The organism is Rhizobium sp. Pop5, from assembly GCF_024721175.1.
In the GTDB taxonomy this organism is placed as follows: Bacteria; Pseudomonadota; Alphaproteobacteria; order Rhizobiales; family Rhizobiaceae; genus Rhizobium.
On sequence record NZ_CP099399.1, the window covers coordinates 1,369,770 to 1,394,134 of the forward strand.

Genomic DNA, 24,365 nt, shown 5'->3' on the forward strand with positions numbered 1-24,365 from the left:
TGAGTAAACAGAAATTTGATTCTAAGGTATGTATGTTTTTCAATAGGTTATCGATGCAATGAAAACGTCTTGTTTGGAAAATTCAAACGTGATCTCCATTGCCGCAACATTCTGACGAATTGTCTTGTAAGGGGCGTGGAGACATGAGTGATGCAATTGCAGAGCAGAGGGTCGATGGCGGCGAGTTTGCCGTTTTGTGCATCGGAGGGTTTCTTCTCTCGATCGCCTATGGCGTCACTTTCCTGATCCCCGTGCTGGTGGGCCAGCGTGGTGGAGACGAGGCGCTGGCCGGCCTGATCATCTCGGCGGCGACGGTCAGTACGGTCATTCTCGTCATTCTGTCCGGCCACATCGCGGATGCCATCGGCTCTGCGCGGGCGGTCGCGGTTTCGGGGCTGTTTCTTGCTGCATCCGGATTGGGATTTGCCATGGCCCCATCCGCCGGGCTGAGCCTGATGGCTGTCGGTTTCATCCTCGGCATAGGCTGGGGCACGTTCTATGCACTCGGCCCTCTTTTGGTCGCCGCGATCATCGAACCCGAGCATCGGATCAGATTTTTTGCGCTGCTGTCGGGATCGATGATGTCAGGCATCGGCGCCGGGCCGATCATCGGCCGCATTGCGACCGGCTGGTCCATACCGATCGAGACGGCCTTTCTATTTGCCTCTCTTTCCAGCCTCGCCGGCGGCGCACTTTATTTCCTGCTCCACATCAGGCTGACCACCACCGGCAAGATTTTGCCCCATGTCAACAAAATCTCGTTTGGCGCGGTCCGTCAGGTGATCGCGTCGCGGGCAATGTACTCCATCGTCATGGTTGGCATCGGCGGAGCGATTTTCGGCGGATTGTCCAGTTTTCAGACCAGCTACGCCAAGGCACATGGGTTCGATTACTCCCTCTTCTTTATCGGCTTCATGTCCTCCGCGATTTTGAGCCGGCTGTTCGTGGCGGGATATGTGGTCAAGAAGGACCTCGCTTCTGGTCCTGACAAGCCTGACGCTGGCATCGATCCTGCTGTTCTTGATGGTGACGTCCAATCACCTGGTCTACCTGGGTGCGGCGGCGATGCTGGGGCTGGGCTATGGGCTAACCTATTCAGTCATCAATGGCCTTGCCGCAAATGAGGCTCCGGCCGGCCTTATGCCGCAATCGCTGCTGATATTCTCGCTGGCCTATTTCCTCGGTGTCTTCGGCTTTCCGCTGATCGCCGGCAAGCTCATTGTTTCGTCCGGTATCCAGGCCATGCTGTATGTCGTGCTCCTGCTTGCCGTCCTGAATTTTGCAATCGTCCTGTTTCGTGTTGCCTATCGCGCCACGCGCATGAGTTGAGCCAAAGCATCTGTGGGCCGGGCAGGTATGACTTGCCCGGCTCTTCTTGCTCAGGCGGTGCGAAAGATCTTGGCGCCGGAGGGTGCGCTCGTCATGCCGCCGTCGACGGTGATCTCGATGCCGGTGACATTGCTCGAATCATCCGAGGCCAGGTAGAGCGCCGCCTTGGCGATTTCCTCGGCTTCGCTCATACGGCCGAGCGGGCTCATTCCCCCGAGACGGGCTTCGAGCGCCGACATTGCGTCTTCCGTTTGGGCCATCGGCGACCAGATCGGCGTCTTCGTGCCGCCGGGGGTCACCTGGTTGACGCGGATGCCGCGTGGCGCGAGCTCGGAGGCCATATTGCGCGTCATCGCCCGGACCGCCGCCTTGGTCGCCGCATAGGCCGTCCAGCCGGGCGTGCCGAGCACGGCATGCACCGAACCGTTGAGGATCACCGAAGCGCCGTCATTGAGATGCGGCAGGGCCGATTGCACGGTGAAGAAAACGGCCGTGAGATTGGTGCTGATGATCTGGTTAAATTGCTCCGGCGATGTGTCGCCGAGCGGTGTCGCGCCGCCGATGCCGGCATTGGCGAAGACGATGTCGAACTTGCCGACTTTCGCAGCAGCCTCCGCAAAGGCCTTCTCGGTGGCCGCGGTATCGGTGACATCGACCTTCACCGCCAGGACGCCGGCCCCAAGCGCCTTTTCGGCGGCAGCAAGTGTTTCCGGATTACGGCCGGTGATGACGACCCTGGCGCCCTCGTCGATGAAGACCTTGGCGGTCGCAAGGCCGATGCCGCTGTTTCCGCCGGTGATCAGGGCGATCTTGTTTCTTAGACGCATGATTCATGCTCCTCTTGGAATTGGCAACGATCTAGATTATGATCGCTATCTATAAGGATTATGATTGTAATCCTGATAAGTCAAGAGGCAGTGCCGGGAGAATTCCGATGGGACGTTCGCAGCTGGAAAAACAGAAGACGCACGAGAAGATTGTCGAGACTGCCTCGAAGCGGCTGCGCGAGGAGGGGCTCGAGGGCATCGGCGTCGCCGACCTGATGAAGGATGCAGGACTGACTGTCGGCGGCTTCTACAAGCACTTCGCTTCCCGTGACGATCTCGTTGCCGAGGCGATCCGGTCCGCCTTCGATTCGTGGGGGCGCAGGCTGGAGGCCGAGGGAGTGGACCCGGCGAAGATGACGGCTGCAGATATCGCCGATCGTTATGTCAGCGCCTATCACCGCGACAATCCCGGCGAGGGCTGCCCCTTTGCCGCGCTGACCTCCGATCTGTCACGCAGCGGCGAGAAGGCGCGGGTGATCGCAACGGAGCGGCTCGAACGCAATTTCGAAGCACTGGCGAGCAAGGCCGCTGGAGCAGACGATCGGGAAAGACGGCGCAAGGCGATCATGGCTTTCGCGATGATGGCAGGCGGCGTTGGCCTTGCCAGGGTTTCCTCGGATGAGGATCTCTCAGCTGAAATCCTGGCGACAATCCGCGATTTCGTCGCCGACATCGACAAATGACAAAACGGCCGGCGAAGGCCGGCCGTTCAGAGAACGTTCGAAAGCCGATCAGGCGGCGAGCGCGATTTCCTGGACGCGCGACTTGGCGGCGTCGATAGCCTTTTCGGCGGCTTCCGGACCGAATGCGAGGCCTTCGACATAGATGGTCTCGATATCGGTGATGCCGAGGAAGCCGAGAACCGACTTCAGGTACGGAACGGCATGGTTCAACGGAGCGGCCGGGCCTTGCGAGTAGACGCCGCCGGACGTGAGCACCACGTAAACCTTCTTGCCGGTTACGAGGCCGACCGGGCCGGTTTCCGTGTACTTGAAGGTCACGCCGGCGCGGGCGACGTTGTCGATCCAGGTCTTCAGCGACGAGTAAATGTTGAAGTTGATCAGGCCGGTGCTGATGACGATCGTGTCGGCGGCAAACAGTTCGGCGATGAGTTCGTCGGAGGTCTTGATGGCTGCAACTTCTTCGGCGGTACGGGCTTCGGCCGGCTTGCGGATCGCACCGGTGAAGAGGTCATCGATATGCGGCAGCGGGTTGGAGGCGAGGTCGCGACGGACGACGACGCTGCCCGGCTTCTGGTTCTTCAGCTTTTCGGCGAGATCGACGGCGATCGGCGTCGAGAGCGAGTCGGCACGCGGGCTGGACGTCAGGAGGAGGATGGACGACATGGTGCATTTCCTTTCGAATTGAATTTGACGGCCCGTTGTTAGGAGGTGAACCGCCGTCTCGATGAGGAAAATAGGTCTGGCCTGCTATCGAAAAAACGGTGATAATGTCGATCGAAACTATCGATGGAATGGATGGAAGATGCTTCCCAACCCGACTCTGGACCAATTGCAGGTGTTTCTGACGGTTGCCGAGACCGGCAGCTTCTCGGCCGCTTCACGGGCGCTGAACCGTGCGCAATCGGTTGTCAGCTATACGATCGCCAATCTGGAAGCCCAGCTCGAAATGCCGCTTTTCGAGCGCTCCGGCGCGCGCCAGCCGAAGCTGACGGAAGCGGGCAGGGCGATGCTGGAGGATGCGCGCCGCATACTGGGTGACCTGCAGGTCATGCGAGCGCGCGTCAAGAGCCTCAGGGAGGGCCTCGAAGCCGAGGTTTCCGTCGCCATCAGCGTCATGGTGCCATCGCGGGCCGTCGTGGACGTGCTGCACGAATTCCGCGAAAGATTTCCATCCGTTGCGTTGAACCTCAATGTCGGCGAGCTCGGCGTGGTGATGGACCTCGTCCTCAGCGGCAAGGCGACGATCGGCATTGGAGGCGCAGTCCTCAAGCCGGACGATTCCGTCGTCACCGAGCGGATCGGCCATTCCTTCATGTTGCCCGTTGCCGCACCCAACCATCCGCTTGCCCAAATAGACCGGCCGCTCTCGCTTGGCGACGTGCGCGAAGAAGTGCAGCTCGTTGTCACCGATGCGTCAGGCCGGACGAAGGGGCGGGATTTCAATGTACTGTCCTACAAGACGTGGCGCGTCAGCGATATTGCGATGAAGCACCAGCTCATCAAAGCCGGCCTTGGCTGGGGCGGCCTTCCTGCATCCGTCATCCATGACGATCTGCGCAGCGGCGCGCTTATCCATCTCGATCTGGATGCCTATGAACAGGGCGAGTATGCCATCTATTCGATGCGACAGCTCGCCAACCCGCCCGGACCGGCCGCCAGCTGGATGATTGACGCCTTCCGCACACGGCTTTCCCATTGCCCGAACCAGGCCGATTTCCATGCCGAGATGGCGGAACTGCGTGACACCACACCGCCGCTTGCGGCCGAATGACGAAGGCGCGGAGCCGCGCCTTCGTTGATATGCTTTCGCTTAGAGCATGTCTCGCAAAAGTGTGTGCGGTTTTGCGATAAAGACATGCGCAAAACAAGGACCTAAAGCGTGACAAGCGAACCTGAAAGATCGCGACACGCTTTAGAGAACCAGCCTGAACTTCGAGAAGCCGTCGGCTCCGTCGCCAGCGTCCTCGATCTTGACGCTCTTGACCGCGGCGAGGAACTGCTTCGCCTTCGGCCCGCTTTCGAAGGTCGCCGTCGTGCCCGGCAGCGGCTTGAAGGTCCAGTTCGCATCGGCCGACGGATTGATCGTGCCCTGGTCGTGGACATAACGGACGATGACGTCGCGGTTGGTGTCCGGCGCCTGGAAAATCACCTTGTCCGCGGCGATCTCGGGGAAATTGCCACCGCCGCCGGCGCGGTAATTGTTGGTGACAACGACGAACTTCTGCGCGGGATCGATCGGCTTGCCGTCGAAGGCCAGATTCTGGATGCGGTTGGCATCCGGACTGATCGCCTTGCCTGATGAATCGTATTTCGGCGGCTGCGACAGGTCGATCTGGTAGGTAACGCCGTCGATGACATCGAAATTATAGGATGGGAAGTCGTTGTTGAGGAGGGTCGCATCCTTCGAGCCGGCGGGGATGTGATTGAACATGCCGGCCGACATTTCGAGCCAGTTCTTCACCTGCGCGCCGGTGATGGCGACGGCCTGCACCGTGTTCGGATAGAGGTAGAGGTCGGCGACGTTCTTGATGGCGATGTCGCCTGCCGGAACGTCGGTGTAGTAGTCCGCGCCGCCGCGTCCGCCGGCCTTGAAGGGCGCTGCGGCTGAAAGCACCGGCAGGTCCTTGTACTTGGTGTCGGCGAGCATCTGCTTGATGTACCAGGTCTGGGCCTGGCTGACGACCTGCACCGAAGGATCGTCGGCAACGAGGGCGAAGTAGGAGTAGAGCGGCGCGGACGTCTTGCCGACGGGCGTGCGGACATAGGTGAGCGTTGCTTCATGCTCTGATTTAGCAGCCTCGACCACTTCCTTCTTGTCGGCGTAGTCGGCAACCACCTTCTTCTTGTCGTCGCGATGATAGATCGGCCGCGCTTCAGAGGTGAAGTCGACGATCTTCCAGCTGTTACCGTCCTTTTCGAGCAGCAGGTCGATGAGGCCGAGATGCGAGCCCCAGAAGCCGGCCATCACGGCCGGTTTGCCATGTAGCGTGCCCTTGACCGGATCGGCGTTGGCAATGCCGTCCCAGCTCTTCGGTCCAGGGAAGACGAGATGCTGGTGGCCGGTGAAGATCGCGTCGATCCCCTCGACGGCGGCAAGATGCAGCGAGGCATTTTCCATCTTTTCGGACTGTGCGCTGCCGTCGATGCCGGAATGGGAGAGCGCGATAACGATATCGGCGCCGGCTTCCTTCATGGCGGGTACCCAGGCCGTGGCCGCCTCGACGATGTCGCGCGTCTGTGCTTTGCCTTCGAGGTTCTTGATGTCCCAGAGCATGATCTGCGGCGGCACGAAACCGATGAAGCCGATCTTGACCGGGCTCTCCTTGCCGGAACCGTCCTTGATCTGCTTTTCCAGGATGATGTAGGGCTTGAAGAAGAGATCGTCCTTCTTCGGGTCCGAGGCGAGTTGACCCTTGGTCAGGTTGGCGCAGACGAAGGGAAAGTTCGCGCCCGCCAGCACCTTGAACATGAAGTCGAGGCCGTAGTTGAACTCGTGATTGCCGAGCGTACCGACCGAATAGCCAAGCGTGTTCATCGCCTTGATCACGGGATGGACGTCGCCGTCCTTCATGCCGTGCTGGTAGGCCATGTAGTCGCCCATCGGATTGCCCTGCAGCACGTCGCCATTGTCGATCAGCAGCGAATTGACGGCTTCCGCGCGGATATTGTCGATGATCGTCCCGGTGCGCGCGAGGCCCATCGTGTCGTTCGGCTTGTCGGCATAATAGTCATAAGGGAAGACGTTGACGTGAATGTCGGTCGTTTCCATCAGCCGGAGATGCGCCTGGTTGGCGCTGGCGCGCGCGCTGAAAGGGTGCAGCAGCACCAGGGCGGAAGTAGCGGCGAGGCCGCCAAGAAGCGAACGGCGGCTCATCACGCCAACGTCGAAAATGGAAGACATGGAAAACTCTCCTTCAAAGAACTGCATCGCCCGGCCCGTCAGAATTAGGACGATTTGGCCAGCAGTACACTGCGAAAATGACAGAACCGCAAAACAATCGCCCGGCGAGGCGACATGGTCTTGAAATGCAATTTATGGTACAGTCCCTGCTGAAAATCCATGGGGGACGGGATCATGAACAGGATCGTTATCGGCGCGGTTGGAGGTTTCGGGGGAACGGCGCCCAGTCTGGTCGATAAGGCGCAGGCGCTTTACAGCGGCGATGTTGAGAAGTGGCTGACGACGCCGTCAAATCATTGGATTTCCGTCGCCTGCGCGCTTGGCGCGATTTCGGTCTTCTTCGTCATCGGGGGCGCGATCGCTTTGATCTATCGCGAGCAGCAGCTGCAGAAGGCGCTTCTTCTCGGCATCGGCGCTCCGGCGCTCATCATGGCGGCGGCACAGGGCAATTCAGCCAACCCGAAGCCGATCGAGATCGGGCCGTCCGCCAGCTTGTTTTCCATCGTCGGCACCGCTTACGCCCAGGACGGCGACCGCTCGCTGCCGCCCCGTGTCGAGCTGAAGGTCAATCCGGGCTGGACGCAGGGGGAGTGCCAGACCTGCGATATCAAATTCCTTAGCGGCGACGGTCAGATCATCTCCAGCGAGCCGCTCTCGGCAAGCCCGGCGCCCGGCGCGGTCAACGTTCCCTTGGGTACGGAGACGATCGTATTGTCCGGCGCCAACGCCAACAGCGCTGCCATCGACGTCAGGAGCCTCGGCAAGAAGTTGCCGCAGACGCAAGGCCCGGTCACTCTCGATGTCAACGTCAACCGCAGCTACTGGAACGATCTGAGCCGTTCTTTCGGTGCAAAGGCGGTGCAGCCTTACGATTTCAGCGTCGACGTCGCCAGATGAGGCCTACGGTCGCCGCTGGTCGCGGGTCGCATCAACTGGCGTACCGCCAGCACCGGCCGTATTTCCTTATGGAAAAACCGGAAATAGGAAAAGACCTGCGCTCGTGCGTTGGAATTCACGTCGAACTGGATACCGATGCGGCCGTTGTGCTTCCAGCGGATGATGCCTTCCAGCAGTCCGAGGTTCTCGGCCTCGATCCGCACCTTGCTGCCGGAGGCGGCGTGGACGGGTCCCTTCGTCTCCACAGCGGCGCCTGTTGCCGACAGGTTGAGAATACGGACATCCACCTCGGTGTTCAGATATTTCATATTGCCGAAGACACGGCAGTTTTTTCGGTCGGCTTTCCGGGCCGTAATGTTCAGATTGCGCGTCATACTGTCTCCCTCGGACATCGCCGGAGAAACATAGCAGTCGAAAATTGAAATGGTTTTAGGAGCTTGGCTAAAATTGCAGCGAAACGTCAGTTGTTTGCGGCGGCAGTCCTGCGTCCCACCACATGCTCACGCCAGACCGTGAAGATGCCGGCAGCCACCACGATCGCCGAGCCGATGATCATGTTGGAGCTGAGCGTTTCACCATAGATCGTCACGCCGATGACCGAGGCATAGACAAGCGACAGATAGGTCAGTGGCTGGACGGCGGCGGCATCGAGGATATCGTAAGCGCGGATGAGGAAATAATGGCTGGAAATGCTGGTCATGCAGACGAGCGCCATCCAGCCCCAATCGCCCGGTGACATCCAGCTCCAGTAGAACGGCCCGATCAGCGTCATCGCGACGGCGCCGACGATGCCGGTATAGAAGAAGCTGGTCGTCGAAGAATCGTCGCGGCTGACGAGACGGGTGATGATGACGTAGAAGGCGAAGTTGAAGCAGGAAAGGACGGCGAGAAGCAGCTTGACGTCGAAAAAATCGCCTTCCGGCTTCAGGATCAGCAGGACCCCGAAAAGTCCGGCGCCGATCGCCGTCCACCGCCGCCACCCAACCCGCTCTCCGAGGATCGGCATCGCCAGCAGAGCGATCAGGATCGGCGTCGCGGAAAAGATCGCCTGCGAACGGGCAAGGCCGATCACGGCAAAGCAGGTGATGGCCAGAACCACCTGGACGGAAAGAAGCACACCGCGCGCCACCTGCAGGGCGGGGCGTTTGGTGCGGGCCGTCGCCTTGAGACCGCCGCGCATCTTCGAAGCGAGAATGACCGTAAAAAGCCCGAAGGCCCAGTAGCGGATCATCGTCACGAAGATCGGCGGGTAGGTCGATGCCAGATGTTTCGAGATAGCGTCCTGCAGCGAAAAGATGGTGAGCGCCAGCAGGGCGAAAATATAGCCTTGGGTCTTCGATTTCATCACATGCCAAAAAGCGGGAAACGCCCGCGCGCACCGAAAGTCTGGTCAGGCTTTCCGCGAATATGCAAGGCCTCAAAGCCCGACATTCGGCCTGTCGATGATTTCTCTGAGGGCGAAACTGGAATTGATCTTGACGACGTGGGGAAGGGCCGACAGCCAGTCGCGGTGAATGCGCTCGTAATCCTCGAGGTCGCGGGCGGCGACCCTGAGGATATAGTCGTATTCGCCTGACATGAGATAGCAGACGAGCACATTGGGGCAGAGCTTCACCGCCGCCTCGAATTCCGCCAGCGTCTTGGCGAACTGGCCGGAGAGCGAGATATGCACGATGGCGATCATCTTGTAATCGAGCGCCTTATGCGAAAGCCGCGCATGATAGCCGGCGATGACGCCGCTTCGCTCGAGGATGTCGAGCCGTCGCGAGCAGGCCGAAGGCGACAATCCGATCTTTTCGGCGAGTTCGGCATTGGTGATGCGGGCATTGGCCTGCAGCACCTTCAGAATCGTAAGATCGATGGTATCGAGATCGGCCATTCGAAGTACCTTCGAAAAAGGAGAGAAATGACGCAATAATCGTCGAAAAGAGGCCGTTTGGCAAATCCTCTTTGCAAGGACATTTCGCGCTCTTGGTGGTTGGATTCATCGTCAGAGGAGATCCGCGACCGCGGAGACAATATGAGAGGAACGCAAATGCGTGTCGGTTGCCCGAAGGAAATCAAGAATCATGAATATCGCGTCGGCCTGACGCCGGCTTCGGTGCGCGAATATGTGGCCCACGGCCATGAGGTCTGGGTCGAGACCAAAGCGGGCGCCGGCATCGGCGCCGATGATGCCGCCTACGCCGCGGCTGGCGCGAAGATCGCCGCCTCCGCCAAGGATATTTTCGAAAAGTGCGACATGATCGTCAAGGTGAAGGAGCCACAGCCCTCCGAATGGGCTCAGCTTCGAGACGGTCAGCTTCTCTATACCTATCTGCATCTGGCGCCAGACCCCGAGCAGACCAAGGGCCTGCTTGCTTCCGGTGTCACCGCGATCGCCTATGAGACGGTGACCGACGAGCGCGGCGGCCTGCCGCTGCTGGCGCCGATGTCGGAAGTGGCAGGACGCCTGTCGATCCAGGCGGGCGCGACCGCTCTGCAAAAGGCCAATGGCGGTCTCGGCGTCCTGCTTGGCGGCGTGCCGGGCGTATTGCCGGCCAGGGTTGCGATCATCGGCGGTGGTGTCGTCGGCCTTCACGCCGCCCGGATGGCCGCTGGCCTCGGTGCTGATGTCAGCATTCTCGACAAGTCGTTGCCGCGCCTGCGCCAACTCGACGATATCTTCGCGGGCCGCGTCCACACCCGTTATTCCAGCATTCAGGCATTGGAGGAGGAGGTGTTCTCGGCCGATCTCGTTATCGGCGCCGTGCTGATCCCTGGCGCTGCCGCGCCGAAGCTCGTCACCCGTGAAATGCTTTCCGGCATGAAGAAAGGCGCCGTCATCGTCGACGTCGCCATCGACCAGGGTGGCTGCTTCGAAACCTCGCATGCGACCACCCATTCCGACCCGACCTATGAGGTCGATGGCGTCGTGCATTATTGCGTGGCCAATATGCCGGGCGCAGTGCCCGTCACCTCGGCGCATGCGCTGAACAATGCCACACTGGTCCACGGCCTGGCGCTTGCCGATCGCGGCCTGCGCGCCATTGCCGAAGACAAGCATCTGAGAAACGGCCTTAACGTGCACAAGGGCCGCATCACCAACAGGCCGGTCGCCGAGGCGCTGGGCTACGAGGCCTTCGCGCCGGAGAGCGTGCTGAACGTAGCGTAAAACAACTGACCCTAGGTCAGGCGTCGGCCTCCGCAAGAGCCGGCGCCTTTACTTTGTCGATCCGGCATTGGAAGCAATTGTTACGTGCAGAGCGCACATGCACATAGGCGATGTCGGGCCGCGCCAGCAGCTTTTCGCCGTAGGTCGCAATCTCGCCGATAAGGGTCACAGCACCGGTGCCATAGACGATGCGGTTATCCTCGTTGTAGCCGCGAAGAATGAAGTCGCGGCTCGTCATCAGCACCGGCGGCAGGATCTCCTCGGCGGCATAGCGCCGGCAAGGCTGCTTGTGCAGGAAGATCGGCCCGGTTTCGGCATAGGGCTGCAGTTCCGGGAAAGGCCGGTAAGCGAAGACCAGCAATTCCTCGCCCTCATCGATATTCTCAAGGCAATGGCGGCAGGGGTGGCCTGGACCATCGGAAACCATGGTCTCCGGCAACCTGTCATTGGCGTCGCGGCCGCCGTTCCACAAATGTTCGGCGTCGGCGGTCGGCATGGATACAAAACGCAAGGCGGTCATGGCAAATCTCCGTTGTGATTGCCATGAGATGCACCCTGACGACCGCGCAAGCCACCCGATTCTTGCGAAGCCGTCGCTTGTGAATGATCGCCTTGCCGGCTTGGCGGCGGAGCGTCAATCGCCTTCCTTTACGTCGGCAAGCTGTCAGCTTTTCCGCGCAATCTCCAGCAGTTCCTTGTCGCTGAGCGGCCGGACGATGCCGGTGCCGGTCGAGACCGGAGAGAAGCCGAACATCTGGTAGAGCTGCAGCGCGCGCGGATGGTCGAGATTGTTGGTAGTGGTGGTGACGCGCTTCGGATTGAGCGCCCAGATGGCGTAGAGCGCCTGCAGCATGAACCATTTGCCGATGCCGAGGCCGAGCGCATGTTCGATCAGGCCGAAATGGCAGAGCTCGATCGTATCTTCGTCCTCGCAGAAATATTCGTAGAAGCCGGCAGGCGCGCCGTTCACATAGAGGACGCTGATATTGTTACGCTTGTCGTTCAGCATTTCGGCAAGCTGCTCGTCGCCCATGCGCAGCCGGTCCACCCATTGCCAGCGCGCGCCCACCTGCCGGTAGAGGTAGCGATAGAAAGGCAGCGGGATTCCGGGAGCGCGCATGATCGCGGTCTGGATATTGACGGGCACCGGCAGGCTCGTCTTCGGCGGCGCCGTCATTTCGAGCCGGGTAATATGGGCTTTGAGCGAAGCTGGTGTCTTCCCCATGGCGATCAGACTTTGACTGGCGTCGGTGGGCCGGTAACGATAGGCGTATCCTCACGGCTGCCCCATTCGCTCCACGAGCCGTCATAAAGCTTGTTGTCGTGATGGCCGAGCGATTCCAGCGCCAGCGTAATGATCGCGGCGGTAATTCCGGAGCCGCAGGATGTCACCACGGGCTTCGAAAGATCGATGCCGGCATCCTCGATCGTCTGCCGGAGTTCGGGCAGCGACTTGAACCGGCCTTGGTTCGCAAAGACGCCTGACGGCAGGCTGCGGGCGCCGGGCATATGGCCGGAGCGCATGCCGGGGCGCGGCTCGGGCTCGGCGGCTGCGAAGCGGCCGGCACTGCGGGCATCGGCAATCTGCATCGCGCCGCTCGAGACAATGTCGCGCATCGTTTCGAGCGTCACCACGCGACTCTCGTCGAAGTCGGGTGTGAAGGTCGCCGGTGCATAGTTGGGTGCGGCGGTTTCCAGCGGACGGCCCTCGGCCTTCCAACCGTCGAGGCCGCCGTCGAGGACGAAGACGTTCTTTGCGCCCATCACCCTAAACAGCCACCAGACGCGCGGCGAAGCGAACACGCCGATGCCGTCATAGACGACAATGCGATCGGTTTCGCTGATGCCGAGCTTGCCGACTTCCGCGGCGAAATACTCGGGCGAGGGGATCGTATGCGGCAGTGACGTCGAATGATCGGCGATCTTGTCCTGGTCGAAGCGGATGGCGCCGGGAATATGGCCGGCCGCATATTCGGCATCGGCGTCGCGCTTCTGCGCCGGCAGATAGAAGGAGGCATCCAGCACGCGCAGATCCGGCTTGCCGAGTTCGGCCTGCAGCCAGTCGGCCGAGACGACGAAACGGCTCTTGGTCTCACTCATTGTGGTCTCCCTTGATGGTCAGGATTCGTCGCCGGGCGTGCCGAAGCGGATGCGAAAGCGCCGGTTCTCCTTGCCCTTCTTCTCGATCTTGGCGATGTGAATCTGGCCGACTTCCTGTGTTTCCGAAACATGTGTGCCGCCGCAAGGCTGGCTGTCAATCGAGGAGTTCTCGCCGATGCAGACGAGGCTGACGCGCCCGAGGCCGATCGGCGGGCGCACATTCTTCGACTTGACGATATCGGGGTTGGCCGCAAGCTCTTCGTCGGTGATCCATTGCAGATAGACGGGATGGTTCTGGTCCACCAGTTCCATCAGTTTTGATGTCACCTCGTCCTTGTCGATCGTCTCGCTCATGTCGAAATCGACGCGGCTTTCCTCCTCGCCGACGGCTGCCCCGGTGATCGGATAGGAGCAGATTACGGAAAGCAGGTGGCAGGCCGTGTGCATGCGCATCAGCCTGTAGCGGCGCGGCCAGTCGACGTGCAGCACCAGCGTCTCGCCGACTTGCGGACGCGGAGCGCCGTCGAGCGGGACATGGATGATGATATCCTTGCTGGCACCATGCTTCGTTTGGCCGAGCGCGATCTTGCTGCCGTCGGCGCGTTCAAGCTCGCCGATATCACCGGGTTGTCCGCCCGATGTCGCGTAAAAGCACGTCTGGTCCAGTTCAATGCCCCCATCTTCGTGAACGGCTGTGACGACCGCCTCGCACGTCGAGAGGTAGAAGTCGTCACGATAGAGGGCATTGACGGGCATGGGGTCTCACGCGGGCTCGTAGGGAACGTCTATCTCGGTCGACGTGGCCATCCAGCCCGGAACGGGCAGGCCCTTCGACTTCAGGAAATCCGGGTTGAAGAGCTTCGACTGATAGCGGTTGCCGTAATCGCAGAGGATCGTCACCACCGTGTGACCAGGCCCGAGATCTCGGGCGAGCTTGACGGCGCCGGCGATGTTGATCGCCGTCGAACCGCCGAGGCACAGGCCTTCGTTCTCGACGAGGTCGAAGAGATAAGGAAGCGCTTCGGCATCGGAGACCCGATAGGAGAAATCAGGCGTGAAACCTTCGAGATTAGCGGTGATGCGGCCCTGACCGATGCCTTCGGTGATCGAGGACCCTTCGGATTTCAGCGTGCCGTTCTGGTAGAACTCATAAAGGGCCGCGCCGTCGGGATCGGCGATGCCGATCTTGATGTCCGGCTTGAAGGCCTTAAGACCGGCAGCCACGCCTGCCAGGGTACCGCCGGAGCCGACGGAGCAGATGAAGCCGTCGACCTTGCCGTCGGTGTCTTTCCAGATTTCCCTAGCAGTCGTTTCGACATGCGCCTGGCGGTTGGCGACGTTGTCGAACTGGTTCGCCCAGATTGCGCCGTTCGGCTCGGTTTTCGCCATCTGCTCGGCGAGCCGCCCGGATACCTTCACGTAGTTATTCGGGTTCTTGTAGGGAACGGCAGGCACTTCGACGAGTTCGGCGCCGAGCAGCCTCAGCGCATCCTTCTTTTCCTGGCTCTGCGTTTCCGGGATGACGATGACCGTGCGGTAGCCGAGCGCCTTGGCGACCAGCGTCAGCCCGATGCCGGTATTGCCGGCCGTGCCTTCGACGATGACGCCGCCCGGCCGAAGCAAGCCTTTCCGCTCGGCGTCGCGGATGATGTAGAGCGCGGCGCGATCCTTCACCGACTGGCCGGGGTTCAGGAACTCCGCCTTGCCGAGAATGGTGCAGCCGGTCGCCGCGGAGGCTCCCTTGAGTTTGATCAGGGGCGTGTTGCCGATGGCTTCAAGGACGGAAGGATGGAAGGTCATGGAATCTGCCTCTTTCGAACTCTTACTTTAGGAACGGTCTTTTCCCTTCACAAGGCTGTGTTGGCAAGAAATGCTATTCCATGCCCGTGGCGGACGCGATAAAATTTGGCTTTCCCCAGTTGAAATGGCGTACCGTCCGCCATCGCTCCCCGTTAGGGTGATCCGAAGATTGACTTTCCCCGTACGGATGACGAAAAAGCGAAACGGAGCGCGATAACAGGGCGTGACCGAAAGCCGGATGGTTCACGAGCATATCGACACGATCGATGCATTGATGGCGCACTACGTCGCCGGCTCCTTGCCTGAGCCGGCGCGCGTGCTCGTTCAGTCCCACCTCGAAATGAAGCCGGACAATCGAAGCTTTGTGAACGGCCTCGAACTGCTGGCCGGAGAGGCGCTGGAAAACGCGCCTGGCGTTGCCATCGCCGACCGGGAGCGGCGGCTGCAGGCAATTTTTGCCTCCAGTTCTTCTGTCCCGGCGCCCGTCGCGCGGCCGCGACACACCCTGTTTCCACGGGCATTGCGAGATTTCGTCGGCTTCGAGGTCGAGGACGTGCCCTGGCGCAAGCGGTTGCCGGGCTTCAAGGAATATTCGCTCGACATGGACGGCTGCGAGGTCAACCTGATGTGGATCCGTCCGGGCCGCGCCTTGCCGGCTCACACCCACAAAGGCATGGAGCTGATCCTCATCCTCGACGGCGCCTTCAACGATGAACGCGGCCGTTTTGGGCCCGGCGACATCTCCATTGCCGACGAGACGGTTGATCATCGACCGGTCGCCGAAAAGGACCGGCCCTGCATCGCCTTCGCCGTTTCGGACGGACCGGTCAGGCTCACGGGATCCTTTCGTCAGATGATGATCGACCTGATCGGCTGAAAGCAGCCACAATGGTGTGATAGAGCCATAAATCCGGAGGGATAGAGGGACTTCCGGCGCTGTTTTCGATGTTGATAGGCAGTCCTGGAGAAACATGTCATGCGTGATTTCATCGCCCGTCCCGAACATGGAATTGTCTGGATCTCGGGCGCGAGCTCGGGTATCGGCCGCGCGCTTGCGCTGACGCTCGCCGGCGAAGGATACAAGGTCGCCGTCACCGCCAGAAACCATGAAAAGCTGGTCGAGCTTCAGGTCGAGGCCAGCGACCTTTCCGGCAGCATCATCGTTCTCGACGGCGACGTCACCGATGCAGAGGACATGGAGCATGTCATGGCCTCGATCGAATATGAGCACGGGACACTTGCCATGGCGATCCTCAATGCCGGCGTCTATCTGCCTGTTCATGCCGAGGATCTCAACCGCGCCGATTTCGAGAAGAGCTTTGCCGTCAATCTTTCCGGCGTCGTCAACTGCTTGTTGCCGGCGATCCGCCATATGAAGACGAAAGGGCAGGGGCAGATCGCCATCGTCTCTTCCGTCACCGGCTATGGCGGCCTGCCGACGGGGGCCGCTTACGGCGCCACCAAGGCTGCGCTGATCAATATGGCCGAAAGCCTGAAATTCGACCTCGACAAGATGGGCATCCGCATCCAACTCGTCAGCCCCGGCTTCGTCGATACGCCGGCGACGAGGAAGAATGCTTTTCCGATGCCGGCCCTGGTATCGGCCGAAGACGCCGCCAGGCACATTGCCGCTGGATTGAAATCGCAAGCGTTCGAGATCAGCTTCCCGAAGCGCTTCACCCTCATGCTGAAGCTGGCGCGGCTGCTTCCCTACGGCGCCTATTTCGCGCTGGTGAACCGCGTGACCGGCTGGCAGGAGCGATCGTCGGAAACGAGTCACCATCCGGTGACACCGCATCCGGCGGAATGATCAGCTGCGCGAGAAGACGACCTGGCGCACATCGATGTTGCGGGCGCGGAAGCCTGCCTCGCAATAGAACAGGTAGAATTCCCAAAGCCGCTTGAAGCGTTCGTCGAAGCCCATAGAGCGGATGCGTTCCCAGACCGACCAGAAGCGCTCGCGCCATTCGGCGAGCGTGCGGGCGTAATCGAGCCCGAAGCCGAAATCCTTGACCAACGACAGATCAACCTTGCCCGCAAGTTCGGCGAGATGATTGCGCGTCGGCAGCATACCGCCGGGAAAGACATATTTCTGAATGAAATCGGGATTGCTGCGATACTGGTCGAAAGACTCCGGCCTGATGGTGATGATCTGCAGGCCGGCTTTGCCGCCCGGCTTCAGGCATTGCCTGAGCTTGGAGAAATAGGACGGCCAATATTTCTCGCCGACCGCCTCGAACATCTCGATCGAGACGATCCGGTCGTAGAGTCCCGCTTCGTCGCGATAGTCCTGGAAGCGGAATTCGACGCGGTCCTCGAGGCCTGCCTTGCGAATGCGCTCCTCGGCGAAGGCGAGCTGCTCGCGGCTGATCGTCAGCCCGGTTACCTTGCAGTTCAGCTCGCTTGCGGCGAATTCGGCAAAACCGCCCCAGCCGCAGCCGATCTCCAACACGTGATCCCCCGGGCGGATGCCGGTCGCCTCGGCGAGCGCGCGGTATTTGGCATTCTGTGCCGATTGCAGATCGTTGGCTCCGGTCGAATAGAGCGCGGCGGAGTAGGTCATGCTCGGGTCGAGCCATTCCCGGTAGAAGTTGTTGCCGAGATCGTAGTGGGCGGAGATGTTGCGCTTCGAGCCTGTCTTGGTGTTGGCATTCATCCAGTGGCGGACGCGTTCGAAGAGGCGGCCGACACCACTCTTGCCGTGCGCATAGCTGAACGCGGCCTCGCCGTTGACGAGGAAAAGTTCCAGGAAAGCGGTGATGTCGGGGCTGTCCCAGTCGCCGTCCATATAGGTTTCCGCAACCCCGATCGTGCCGCTGGTCAGCGCCCGATAGGCGAGGTTCCAGTTATTGAGGCTGAGCGCCGCTTTCGGCCCAGCTTTCTCGCCCTCTATGAGAAGCCTGCGACCGTCGGGCAGGGTGACGGCAAGCGAACCATGCTGCATGCGCAGAAGTCCGCGCAGCGCCAGTTTCGCCTTGAACGGTAGACCCTTCACCAGACGGGATATGTTTTCGGCCGTCAGCGTCACAGCGTCGCGTGCCAGCAGATTCCAATCCTGCGCCTTGCTCATCTTTCCTCCTCCAGCATTTTCTTGCCGGTTAAGGACGACGACACATCATCAGTGACGATGTGCTCGGGCGGCCTCCGGCCATTAGGCAAAAAGCTAATGTTATTCCGCTGCGTCCGCAAGCGCGTGTGGCTGGTGGATGCTGACTTCAGGTGGAGCCGCCGGGCGCCTGACATAACGCGCTCCCTTCAACCAGAGCTTCAGCGCTTCCCAATGGATGCCCGCCAGGATTTTGAAGGTGAGGAAGGGAATGCGCGCCGTCAGCGCCAGCAGCGAAGCGCTGGTCAAAGGCACCTGTCGTCCTGAAAAGGTTGCCGAGAGAAGCGGACCTTCACTGTCGGTTTCGAGGATACGCCAGCGAATTTCCTCACCGGGCGGCAACATGCGGAAATGATAACGCGCGGTCATGGCCATGAAAGGCGAGACGTGGAAGAGCTTGTCGCAACTCTGGCGAAGTCCGCTTTCGGACATCTCGCCATGGCCGACAGGACAGACGTAGCTATGCCGCTCGCCGAAAGTGTTGCGCACCTCGTAGATCATTGCGACGAGCACGCCTTTCGCATCATAGGCATGGTAGACGGAGAGCGGATTGAAGACATAGCCGAGTATGCGGGGATAGCAGACGAGCAGTATCCTTTCGGCGCGCTCGAGGCCCGCCTCGGAGAGCAGCCGATCGGCGTAAGCGCGCAGTGTCGAGCTCTCCGCATCGGCATGATCCTTTTCGCGAAACGAGACAAGATTGCGCCGGTTGACGGAAAAAAGTGCCGAGAGATCAGAGGCCTCGTCCAGCCTGTCGAGATCGACAAGCAGTGCGAACACGCGGTAGCGGAAGCGATGGCCGAATGGTTTTATTCGTTGATGCATGATTTCACCGACATAGAGTGCTGCCGCAGCACCTGGCGGAGCCCCATTGTCGGCGGCGTTGACGCCACGTCCTTTCCGTCGCGTCCTCATGCCGCCACGTCCGATTGGGTTTCCCAAGAAGCTCGAGGCGCTCGCCAGGGTATGAACCCGCCGAGAGCCTCTGCGGCCGCCAAGCCGGAAACGAGTCCATCCTCGTGAAATCCATATCCCATCCAGGCCCCGGCGAAATGGCAATTGTTCTGTCCCTGAATGGCTGCAAGCGCCCGCTGCGCCGCCATGGCCTCGGCCGAGAATTGCGGATGCTCGTAGGTGAATTCGGCAAACACCTTGCGGTGATCGGGCTCGCGGTCGGGATTGAGCGTCACGAACAGCGGGAACCTGTGGTCGATGTTCTGCAGCCGGTTCATCCAGTAGGTGACGGCCACGCCTGCCTTTCCATCCTCGCGGCTGGAGCGTAGATAATTCCACGAGGCCCAGACCTTGCGCCGCCGCGGCATCAGCGCCTCGTCGCGGTGAAGGACGACGCGGTTCGGCTGGTAGGGGATGGCGGCTAGAAGCCTGCTTTCCCCGTCGGTGGCATCGGAGAGCAGCCGTGCCGTCTGATCGCTGTGGCAGGCGAAGATCACCTTGTCGAATGGGCGCTCGCTGCCCGTTTCGTCGATGATCGTGATGCCGTGTTCGCCGCGGATCACGCCGCGCACGCCGCAGGAAAGCTTCACCCGCTCGCCGAGCGGCTGCAGCAGCCGGTCGAGATAGGTGCGGCTGCCGCCGGTCAGCGTGCGCCACTGTTGCTGCCGGCGATAGATCAGGCGATGATTGTCGAAGAAATTGACGAAATGCTCCGCCGGAAACTGCAGCATGCGGGCTGATGGCGTCGACCAGATCGCCGCTGCCATCGGTGCGAGATAGTTGTTGGTGAACCCGGGCGAGAAGCCGCGCCAGTCGAGATAATCGCCGATCGAGCGCGAGGCGAGATGGCCGGCGGCCCGGTCTTCGAGGCACATGCGGTTGAAGCGCAGAATTTCGCGGATCATCCAAAGGAAGGAGGGCCGCAACAGATTGAGCTTCTGCGCAAAGATGGAGGATAGCCCGCCGCCGCTCCATTCCAGCCTGCCGCGATCGAGCGAGAGCGAAAAACTCATGTCGCTCGCATGCGTGGCGATGCCGAGCTCGGCGAAGAGCGCCGTCAGGTTCGGATAATTCGCTTCGTTATAGACGATGAAGCCAGTATCGACTGCGATCCGAACTCCGTCGTAGTCCACGTCGACCGTCGCCGTATGGCCTCCGGCGCGGGCTTGGCTCTCATAGAGCATAACGTCATGCACGGGATTGAGTGCCCAGGCTGCAGCGGCGCCCGAAATGCCGGAGCCGATGACGGCGATCTTCAGGCGGCGCGGAGCAGGGCGGAAATGCGCGTTCATGCGGCGTCCTTTATGGCTCTGTAGGCCGCGAGCGCGCGGTCGCGGGCGCTGGCATGGTCGACGATCGGTTTCGGATAAGTTTCACCAAGGGTGACGCCGGCCTCGTTAAGGACGCTCTTCGGCGCCTCGAACGGCCGATGGATGTATTTCGCGTCAAGTCCCCGAAGCTCCGGCACGTGGTTTCTGACATAGTCGCCGTCGGGATCGAAGGTTTCGCCTTGCAGCACCGGATTGAAGATGCGGAAGAATGGCGAGGCGTCGGCTCCGGAGCCTGCGACCCATTGCCAGCTTGCCGCGTTATTGGCCGGATCGGCATCGACCAGCGTATCCCGGAACCAGGCCTCGCCTCGGCGCCAGTCGATCATCAGGTCCTTGATCAGGAAGGAGGCGACGATCATGCGCACGCGATTGTGCATCCAGCCGTGGCGCCAGAGCTGGCGCATGCCGGCATCGACGATCGGATAGCCGGTCATGCCACGGCGCCACGCTTTGAAATCTTCGCCGTCGTTGCGCCATTCGAAGCCGTCGAAACGATCGTTCCAGTTGGCCGAGGCAAGGTGCGGAAAATGGAAGAGCAGGTGATAGGAGAATTCGCGCCAGGCGATTTCCTTGCGGAAATGCACGATGTCGGCTGCCGGCACTTGCTTGGACAGGCCGCGCGTCTCATCCCAGATGCGGGCAGGGGAGATCTCGCCGAGCGCCAGATGCGGCGACAGCATCGAGGTCGCGTCCCTCGCCGGATGGTCGCGGTTTTCCTTGTAGCCGGCGAGACCGTGCTCGACGAAGGCGCGAAGCTTCTCCCGCGCGCCTTGCTCGCCCGGCGTCCACAGGTCGGCGAAATCTCGTGCCCAATCCGGCTTTTTCGGCAGCAGCCCCCAGCTGTCCAGCATGTCCGATGCCGGAAGCTCCTGAGCCAGATGCAGCTTCGGCGGTGCGTCCATGGGCGGCTCCGGTTCGCCGGCATTCTCCAGCGCGCGCCAGAACGGCGTGTAGACGCGATAGGGGGTACCGCCGCCGGTCACCAGCCTCGAAGGTTCGTGCAGCAATTGGCCGCCGAAGCTTTGGACCTCGATCGCCTGCTTCTCCAGTTCATGCTTGATGCGAATGTCGATGGACATTCCTGCCGGATCGTAGCGTCGGTTCCAAAAGACGGCGTCGGCGCCGCTTGTCCCGATGACGGCGCGGAGCACCTCCAAGGCCCTGCCGCCGGCAAGCACCAACCGTCCCTGCCGCTCGCGCAGCGAGCTGTCGAGCGCATCCAGAGAATGATGCAGCCACCAGCACTGCGCAGCGCCCAGCGGCCCCGTGCCTGCTGCTTCGGGCTCCCTTATGTAGAAGGGGATGATCGGCCGCCCGGAGAGATGGGCTGCATCGAGTGCCTTGTTGTCACCAAGGCGCAAATCCTTGCGAAACCAGAGAATGACAGGTTTTGTCGCGTCCTTAGTCAATGAAGCCGTTCCCCCGTCCGTGTTCTTTCACTTGCTACGGATGTACGGAACGGCCGGATCAAAAGTTTCATCGACGGGAAAAGCTTTTGTCTGCGCCACGGCATGAAAAAGGCCGGCATGAACCGGCCTTTTCTCTCAACGGAAGATTGCCGCTTAATTGTCGTATTCGCGGCAGGCCTCGCTGATAGACGCGCCGCTTTCACCACCGCGCGTGTCGACGCCGGACATCTGCTGCGGCATGCCGGGGCATTCCATCGACTGCGGTTGGCCGATGCTCTGCGTGGTTGTCGGATCGACCGGCGAGATGGGCACCGGATGAATGCCGTTGTCGCTGTTGGTGTAATCGGACGAATAGGTGCCCGAGCTGGGATCGGTCGAGCCGCCGTTGGTCGGGCCGATCGGGTCCGGATTCGACTGGGCAAATGCCGACGATGCCATGCCGATCGCAAGTAGCGAAGCGGCGATAAGGGACTTGGTCATAAGGATACCCTCCTTTGATTTTCATCTTGGATGACCTCTGGGTAACTGCCCTTTGGAATCATTGTTCCGAAATTTATCGAAAACCTGCCGATCCCCCCGCGGCCTGTCGGCGTGGTTACGGATAAACCTTAACGGCCGAAGCCGCTGGATCGGTGTCGCCGTCTGCCTTAGTGGCATGGCGAAACGCCAATCCGCAGCATGAGGCCGCTATGTTCGTTTCCCCGCGCGAGGCCGCAGATCTCGGTCTCCAGATCGCGATTGCACTCGCCTTGACGGTAGCCGGCATGGCGATCGCATCTTCTGCCATGGGCGGCGAGAAAGTTACGATATCGGCGCTCGACGTCAGCCGTCCCTCGCTATGGACGGCCGTCCCGATGCGCGTCGACCCGGCAACGCAGGCCTATCTGCGCGCCGATGCTCCCGCCGGGTTGCTACTTGCCGATGGCGCCGATGGGCTGTGTCACGACCAGATCGGCCTTCGCCTCTCCTGCGACTTGATGGCAACCGGCACGGCCTTCTAGGCAGCTCAGCGCGAACGGCCGGCGGTCGATAGCTGTACGGGCAGGATCGTCGACGCCTTGATGTCCTTCAGCACGAACATCGTATGCATCTCCTTGATGCCGGGCAGGCGACGGATGACTGTCATGGCGAATTCGGCATAGCTGTCGAGATCGGCCGCGACCACCTGCAGCAGGAAATCTGCTTCGCCGGCGACCGAATAGCAGGCGATGACCGCCTCCAGTTCTCCGACCTCACGCTCGAACCGTTCGGCCTCGTCATGAGAATGTGTGTCGATCTGCACACGCACGAAGGCAAGAACCCCGAGGCCGACGGCGCGGCGATCGACGACGGCCTGATAGCCGCGGATAACGCCGGCCTCCTCCAGCCGCTTCACCTTACGCCAGCAGGGAGAGGTCGACATTCCCACGCGCTCGGCAAGCTCCTGGTTGGTCAGCCGGCCCTCGCTCTGTAGCGCCTTCAATATGCGGATATCTCCCGGCTCGAATTCCATAATCGGCATGTCCTTTCGATTATTGCTTGCAATTAGGTAAGTCCTACCAAATTGGCGGGTCTGGCGACAGGAATAGGCAGGATATTTCTCCGGCTTTCGATAAGTTCGGAAAACGAACGAAAAACGGAGGCGATGGATGACAAGTGAGGATTGGCGTGTCGCGGTGATTGTCGAGCCGGGGCTGCCGGCCGGCGAACTCGCCAATACCGTTGCAGTACTGTCGATCGGCCTTGGCGCGGCAGCTCCCGCGCTTGCCGGCGCGCGGCTCACCGATCAAGGGGGCCGGACATTTCATATCAGCGCCAACAAGCCGGTTCCGGTGCTGCAGGCGGCGGCCATGGATCTTAGATCGCTGTTGCTGAAGGCTTTGCCGGCGCCCGAAGGTGCGCTCGTCGTGCCGTTCCCGCGTTTCGCCCGCGCCTTGCATGTCTATGCCGACTACGAGGCTTCGATGCCTGAGCGCGACCTTTCCTCGGAAACCATCGACGGCGTTGGTCTCGCCGGCCCGACGAAATGGATCCGCTCGCTGACGGGCTCGTTGAAGCTGCTGCGTTGATGGATGTCGCCGAGCGGAGACATGGGAGATATCTCCTGGCCAAAGCTTGCAAAAGGCGATGATTTGCCGTCTGATCGGACGATAGCGACAACCACCGATGCTCTTCCCAAAAGGATCCGCCTTTGTCCCTGCCGATGCCCCGCGGCTTCGAGAAGCCCTATGCCGCCTTCCTGTTCGATATGGACGGCACCATCCTCAATTCGATCCTGGCGGCTGAGCGGAGCGACTGGGCGAGGCGTCATGGGCTCGATGTCGCTGAATTCTTGCCGAAGATGCACGGCTCGCGCGGCATCGACACGATCGCCCGGCTGAACCTGCCCGGCGTCGATCCTGAATACGAAGCAAAACTGGTGACCGAGGCCGAAATTGCCGATGTCAATGATGTCGGTGCCATTCCGGGTGCCGCAGCATTCCTAAGTTCGCTGCCGCCGGACCGCTGGGCGATCGTCACCTCCTCGCCGCTGCGCCTTGCTCACCGGCGGCTGGAGGCGGCTGGTCTGCCGCGGCCTAAATTCATGGTGACGGCGGAAGACGTGACGGTCGGGAAACCCGATCCGCAATGTTATATTCTTGGCGCCGAGCGCCTTGGCGTCAGCACGCATGATTGCCTTGTATTCGAGGATGTTGCAGCCGGCATCGCCGCCGGCGAGGCGGCCGGTGCCGATGTCATGGTCGTCACCGCGACCCATCAGCACAAGATGGAGACGGTGCATCCGAGCCTGGCATCCTATGACGAAATCTCGGTCCGCATTTCCGCCGACCATAAGATATTCATCGTGCCCAGCGCGGTCTGATACCGCTGGGCCGCGTCGGCGGTTTCCGGCCC

26 protein-coding genes and 1 pseudogene are annotated in these 24,365 nt (G+C 61.0%); 10 read left to right on the plus strand and 17 right to left on the minus strand.

Annotation, left to right across the window (positions count from 1 at the left end; translation table 11 throughout):
- Window positions 1–143: 143 nt before the first annotated feature.
- A pseudogene (locus NE852_RS08930) lies at window positions 144–1,329 on the plus strand (MFS transporter).
- 50 nt (window positions 1,330–1,379) lie between these two features.
- On the opposite strand, the gene NE852_RS08935 reads toward NE852_RS08930, so the two are convergent.
- The gene (locus NE852_RS08935) at window positions 1,380–2,156 is read right to left on the minus strand and encodes an SDR family oxidoreductase (protein ID WP_258156416.1); all 777 of its coding nucleotides are present in this window, start codon (window positions 2,154–2,156) and stop codon (window positions 1,380–1,382) included.
- Window positions 2,157–2,263: 107 nt separating this feature from the next.
- On the opposite strand from NE852_RS08935, the gene NE852_RS08940 reads away from it, so the two are divergent.
- Entirely contained in the window at window positions 2,264–2,839 is a 576-nt protein-coding gene (locus NE852_RS08940; protein ID WP_008527376.1) for a TetR/AcrR family transcriptional regulator, read from the plus strand.
- A 48-nt stretch (window positions 2,840–2,887) separates the two neighbouring features.
- Here NE852_RS08940 and NE852_RS08945 read toward each other — a convergent pair whose 3' ends face one another.
- The gene (locus tag NE852_RS08945) at window positions 2,888–3,502 is read right to left on the minus strand and encodes an FMN-dependent NADH-azoreductase (protein ID WP_008527374.1); all 615 of its coding nucleotides are present in this window, start codon (window positions 3,500–3,502) and stop codon (window positions 2,888–2,890) included.
- Between the two features lie 139 nt (window positions 3,503–3,641).
- Between NE852_RS08945 and NE852_RS08950 the strand changes: the two genes are divergently transcribed.
- Window positions 3,642–4,610, plus strand: coding sequence for a LysR family transcriptional regulator (locus NE852_RS08950; RefSeq protein WP_258156417.1), 969 nt, complete (start codon window positions 3,642–3,644; stop codon window positions 4,608–4,610).
- A 141-nt stretch (window positions 4,611–4,751) separates the two neighbouring features.
- Here the strand turns inward: NE852_RS08950 and NE852_RS08955 are convergent, their stop codons facing one another.
- Window positions 4,752–6,740, minus strand: a complete 1,989-nt coding sequence (locus NE852_RS08955; protein ID WP_008527361.1) for a bifunctional 2',3'-cyclic-nucleotide 2'-phosphodiesterase/3'-nucleotidase — start codon at window positions 6,738–6,740, stop codon at window positions 4,752–4,754.
- 174 nt (window positions 6,741–6,914) lie between these two features.
- On the opposite strand from NE852_RS08955, the gene NE852_RS08960 reads away from it, so the two are divergent.
- Window positions 6,915–7,637 carry a hypothetical protein gene (locus NE852_RS08960; RefSeq protein ID WP_037171636.1) on the plus strand — a complete coding sequence of 241 codons (723 nt, stop codon included), beginning with the start codon at window positions 6,915–6,917 and terminating at the stop codon, window positions 7,635–7,637.
- On the opposite strand, the gene NE852_RS08965 is transcribed toward NE852_RS08960, so the two are convergent.
- The 3 genes from NE852_RS08965 to NE852_RS08975 form a co-directional block, all read right to left on the minus strand.
- Entirely contained in the window at window positions 7,607–8,011 is a 405-nt protein-coding gene (locus NE852_RS08965) for a PilZ domain-containing protein (protein ID WP_008527356.1), read from the minus strand. The genes NE852_RS08960 and NE852_RS08965 overlap by 31 nt on opposite strands.
- A gap of 86 nt (window positions 8,012–8,097) precedes the next feature.
- On the minus strand, window positions 8,098–8,982 hold the full coding sequence (locus NE852_RS08970) for a DMT family transporter (RefSeq protein WP_037171634.1): 885 nt from the start codon (window positions 8,980–8,982) through the stop codon (window positions 8,098–8,100).
- Window positions 8,983–9,054: 72 nt separating this feature from the next.
- A complete protein-coding gene (locus NE852_RS08975; protein WP_008527352.1) occupies window positions 9,055–9,516 on the minus strand; it encodes an Lrp/AsnC family transcriptional regulator in 462 nt (153 codons plus the stop codon).
- A 156-nt stretch (window positions 9,517–9,672) separates the two neighbouring features.
- Between NE852_RS08975 and ald the strand changes: the two genes are divergently transcribed.
- A complete protein-coding gene (gene ald / locus NE852_RS08980) occupies window positions 9,673–10,791 on the plus strand; it encodes an alanine dehydrogenase (RefSeq protein WP_258156665.1) in 1,119 nt (372 codons plus the stop codon).
- Between the two features lie 16 nt (window positions 10,792–10,807).
- Here ald and NE852_RS08985 read toward each other — a convergent pair whose 3' ends face one another.
- The 5 genes from NE852_RS08985 to NE852_RS09005 all read right to left on the minus strand — a co-directional run bounded on the left by NE852_RS08985 (window position 10,808) and on the right by NE852_RS09005 (window position 14,691).
- Window positions 10,808–11,311 carry a DUF1203 domain-containing protein gene (locus NE852_RS08985; RefSeq protein WP_008527338.1) on the minus strand — a complete coding sequence of 168 codons (504 nt, stop codon included), beginning with the start codon at window positions 11,309–11,311 and terminating at the stop codon, window positions 10,808–10,810.
- A gap of 144 nt (window positions 11,312–11,455) precedes the next feature.
- Window positions 11,456–12,016, minus strand: coding sequence for a GNAT family N-acetyltransferase (locus tag NE852_RS08990; RefSeq protein ID WP_008527337.1), 561 nt, complete (start codon window positions 12,014–12,016; stop codon window positions 11,456–11,458).
- A 5-nt stretch (window positions 12,017–12,021) separates the two neighbouring features.
- The gene (gene sseA, locus NE852_RS08995; protein WP_008527335.1) at window positions 12,022–12,891 is read right to left on the minus strand and encodes a 3-mercaptopyruvate sulfurtransferase; all 870 of its coding nucleotides are present in this window, start codon (window positions 12,889–12,891) and stop codon (window positions 12,022–12,024) included.
- A gap of 18 nt (window positions 12,892–12,909) precedes the next feature.
- Window positions 12,910–13,647, minus strand: a complete 738-nt coding sequence (locus NE852_RS09000; protein WP_008527333.1) for an alanyl-tRNA editing protein — start codon at window positions 13,645–13,647, stop codon at window positions 12,910–12,912.
- 6 nt (window positions 13,648–13,653) lie between these two features.
- Window positions 13,654–14,691, minus strand: coding sequence for a cysteine synthase A (locus tag NE852_RS09005; RefSeq protein ID WP_008527331.1), 1,038 nt, complete (start codon window positions 14,689–14,691; stop codon window positions 13,654–13,656).
- A 223-nt stretch (window positions 14,692–14,914) separates the two neighbouring features.
- Between NE852_RS09005 and NE852_RS09010 the strand changes: the two genes are divergently transcribed.
- Both NE852_RS09010 and NE852_RS09015 read left to right on the plus strand, forming a co-directional pair.
- Window positions 14,915–15,568, plus strand: a complete 654-nt coding sequence (locus NE852_RS09010; RefSeq protein ID WP_205621940.1) for a ChrR family anti-sigma-E factor — start codon at window positions 14,915–14,917, stop codon at window positions 15,566–15,568.
- A 99-nt stretch (window positions 15,569–15,667) separates the two neighbouring features.
- Complete coding sequence (locus NE852_RS09015) at window positions 15,668–16,501, plus strand: SDR family NAD(P)-dependent oxidoreductase (protein WP_008527327.1); 834 nt, start codon at window positions 15,668–15,670, stop codon at window positions 16,499–16,501.
- Here NE852_RS09015 and NE852_RS09020 read toward each other — a convergent pair whose 3' ends face one another.
- The 5 genes from NE852_RS09020 to NE852_RS09040 all read right to left on the minus strand — a co-directional run bounded on the left by NE852_RS09020 (window position 16,502) and on the right by NE852_RS09040 (window position 21,971).
- A complete protein-coding gene (locus NE852_RS09020; RefSeq protein ID WP_258156418.1) occupies window positions 16,502–17,761 on the minus strand; it encodes a cyclopropane-fatty-acyl-phospholipid synthase family protein in 1,260 nt (419 codons plus the stop codon).
- 99 nt (window positions 17,762–17,860) lie between these two features.
- Window positions 17,861–18,712: a DUF1365 domain-containing protein gene (locus NE852_RS09025; protein ID WP_008527323.1), complete on the minus strand. Its 852-nt coding sequence runs from the start codon at window positions 18,710–18,712 to the stop codon at window positions 17,861–17,863.
- Complete coding sequence (locus NE852_RS09030) at window positions 18,709–20,043, minus strand: NAD(P)/FAD-dependent oxidoreductase (RefSeq protein WP_008527322.1); 1,335 nt, start codon at window positions 20,041–20,043, stop codon at window positions 18,709–18,711. Before NE852_RS09030 ends, NE852_RS09025 begins: the two co-directional genes overlap by 4 nt.
- Entirely contained in the window at window positions 20,040–21,491 is a 1,452-nt protein-coding gene (locus NE852_RS09035; RefSeq protein ID WP_258156419.1) for a deoxyribodipyrimidine photo-lyase, read from the minus strand. Before NE852_RS09035 ends, NE852_RS09030 begins: the two co-directional genes overlap by 4 nt.
- A 153-nt stretch (window positions 21,492–21,644) precedes the next feature.
- Window positions 21,645–21,971, minus strand: a complete 327-nt coding sequence (locus NE852_RS09040; RefSeq protein ID WP_008527311.1) for a hypothetical protein — start codon at window positions 21,969–21,971, stop codon at window positions 21,645–21,647.
- 209 nt (window positions 21,972–22,180) lie between these two features.
- Here NE852_RS09040 and NE852_RS09045 point away from each other — a divergent pair, with 209 nt between their 5' ends.
- On the plus strand, window positions 22,181–22,492 hold the full coding sequence (locus NE852_RS09045) for a hypothetical protein (protein ID WP_008527310.1): 312 nt from the start codon (window positions 22,181–22,183) through the stop codon (window positions 22,490–22,492).
- A gap of 5 nt (window positions 22,493–22,497) precedes the next feature.
- Here the strand turns inward: NE852_RS09045 and NE852_RS09050 are convergent, their stop codons facing one another.
- On the minus strand, window positions 22,498–22,983 hold the full coding sequence (locus NE852_RS09050; protein WP_008527307.1) for an Lrp/AsnC family transcriptional regulator: 486 nt from the start codon (window positions 22,981–22,983) through the stop codon (window positions 22,498–22,500).
- 136 nt (window positions 22,984–23,119) lie between these two features.
- Here NE852_RS09050 and NE852_RS09055 point away from each other — a divergent pair, with 136 nt between their 5' ends.
- Together NE852_RS09055 and NE852_RS09060 are read left to right on the plus strand one after the other, a co-directional pair.
- On the plus strand, window positions 23,120–23,539 hold the full coding sequence (locus NE852_RS09055) for a DUF2000 domain-containing protein (protein ID WP_008527305.1): 420 nt from the start codon (window positions 23,120–23,122) through the stop codon (window positions 23,537–23,539).
- A gap of 122 nt (window positions 23,540–23,661) precedes the next feature.
- On the plus strand, window positions 23,662–24,333 hold the full coding sequence (locus NE852_RS09060) for an HAD-IA family hydrolase (protein WP_037171619.1): 672 nt from the start codon (window positions 23,662–23,664) through the stop codon (window positions 24,331–24,333).
- The last annotated feature ends 32 nt before the right edge of the window (window positions 24,334–24,365 follow it).

Coding starts and splice junctions, on each gene's coding strand:
- NE852_RS09055 (WP_008527305.1), top strand. CDS start 23,120: ATGACAAGTGAGGATTGGCGTGTCGCGGTGATTGTCGAGCCGGGGCTG.
- NE852_RS09015 (WP_008527327.1), top strand. CDS start 15,668: ATGCGTGATTTCATCGCCCGTCCCGAACATGGAATTGTCTGGATCTCG.
- NE852_RS09045 (WP_008527310.1), top strand. CDS start 22,181: ATGTTCGTTTCCCCGCGCGAGGCCGCAGATCTCGGTCTCCAGATCGCG.
- NE852_RS08950 (WP_258156417.1), top strand. CDS start 3,642: ATGCTTCCCAACCCGACTCTGGACCAATTGCAGGTGTTTCTGACGGTT.
- NE852_RS08960 (WP_037171636.1), top strand. CDS start 6,915: ATGAACAGGATCGTTATCGGCGCGGTTGGAGGTTTCGGGGGAACGGCG.
- NE852_RS08970 (WP_037171634.1), bottom strand. CDS start 8,982: ATGAAATCGAAGACCCAAGGCTATATTTTCGCCCTGCTGGCGCTCACC.
- ald (WP_258156665.1), top strand. CDS start 9,673: ATGCGTGTCGGTTGCCCGAAGGAAATCAAGAATCATGAATATCGCGTC.
- NE852_RS08975 (WP_008527352.1), bottom strand. CDS start 9,516: ATGGCCGATCTCGATACCATCGATCTTACGATTCTGAAGGTGCTGCAG.
- NE852_RS09020 (WP_258156418.1), bottom strand. CDS start 17,761: ATGAGCAAGGCGCAGGATTGGAATCTGCTGGCACGCGACGCTGTGACG.
- NE852_RS09000 (WP_008527333.1), bottom strand. CDS start 13,647: ATGCCCGTCAATGCCCTCTATCGTGACGACTTCTACCTCTCGACGTGC.
- sseA (WP_008527335.1), bottom strand. CDS start 12,891: ATGAGTGAGACCAAGAGCCGTTTCGTCGTCTCGGCCGACTGGCTGCAG.
- NE852_RS08990 (WP_008527337.1), bottom strand. CDS start 12,016: ATGGGGAAGACACCAGCTTCGCTCAAAGCCCATATTACCCGGCTCGAA.
- NE852_RS08955 (WP_008527361.1), bottom strand. CDS start 6,740: ATGTCTTCCATTTTCGACGTTGGCGTGATGAGCCGCCGTTCGCTTCTT.
- NE852_RS09040 (WP_008527311.1), bottom strand. CDS start 21,971: ATGACCAAGTCCCTTATCGCCGCTTCGCTACTTGCGATCGGCATGGCA.
- NE852_RS09005 (WP_008527331.1), bottom strand. CDS start 14,691: ATGACCTTCCATCCTTCCGTCCTTGAAGCCATCGGCAACACGCCCCTG.
- NE852_RS08965 (WP_008527356.1), bottom strand. CDS start 8,011: ATGACGCGCAATCTGAACATTACGGCCCGGAAAGCCGACCGAAAAAAC.
- NE852_RS08945 (WP_008527374.1), bottom strand. CDS start 3,502: ATGTCGTCCATCCTCCTCCTGACGTCCAGCCCGCGTGCCGACTCGCTC.
- NE852_RS09025 (WP_008527323.1), bottom strand. CDS start 18,712: ATGAGGACGCGACGGAAAGGACGTGGCGTCAACGCCGCCGACAATGGG.
- NE852_RS09050 (WP_008527307.1), bottom strand. CDS start 22,983: ATGGAATTCGAGCCGGGAGATATCCGCATATTGAAGGCGCTACAGAGC.
- NE852_RS08985 (WP_008527338.1), bottom strand. CDS start 11,311: ATGACCGCCTTGCGTTTTGTATCCATGCCGACCGCCGACGCCGAACAT.
- NE852_RS09030 (WP_008527322.1), bottom strand. CDS start 20,043: ATGAACGCGCATTTCCGCCCTGCTCCGCGCCGCCTGAAGATCGCCGTC.
- NE852_RS08935 (WP_258156416.1), bottom strand. CDS start 2,156: ATGCGTCTAAGAAACAAGATCGCCCTGATCACCGGCGGAAACAGCGGC.
- NE852_RS08940 (WP_008527376.1), top strand. CDS start 2,264: ATGGGACGTTCGCAGCTGGAAAAACAGAAGACGCACGAGAAGATTGTC.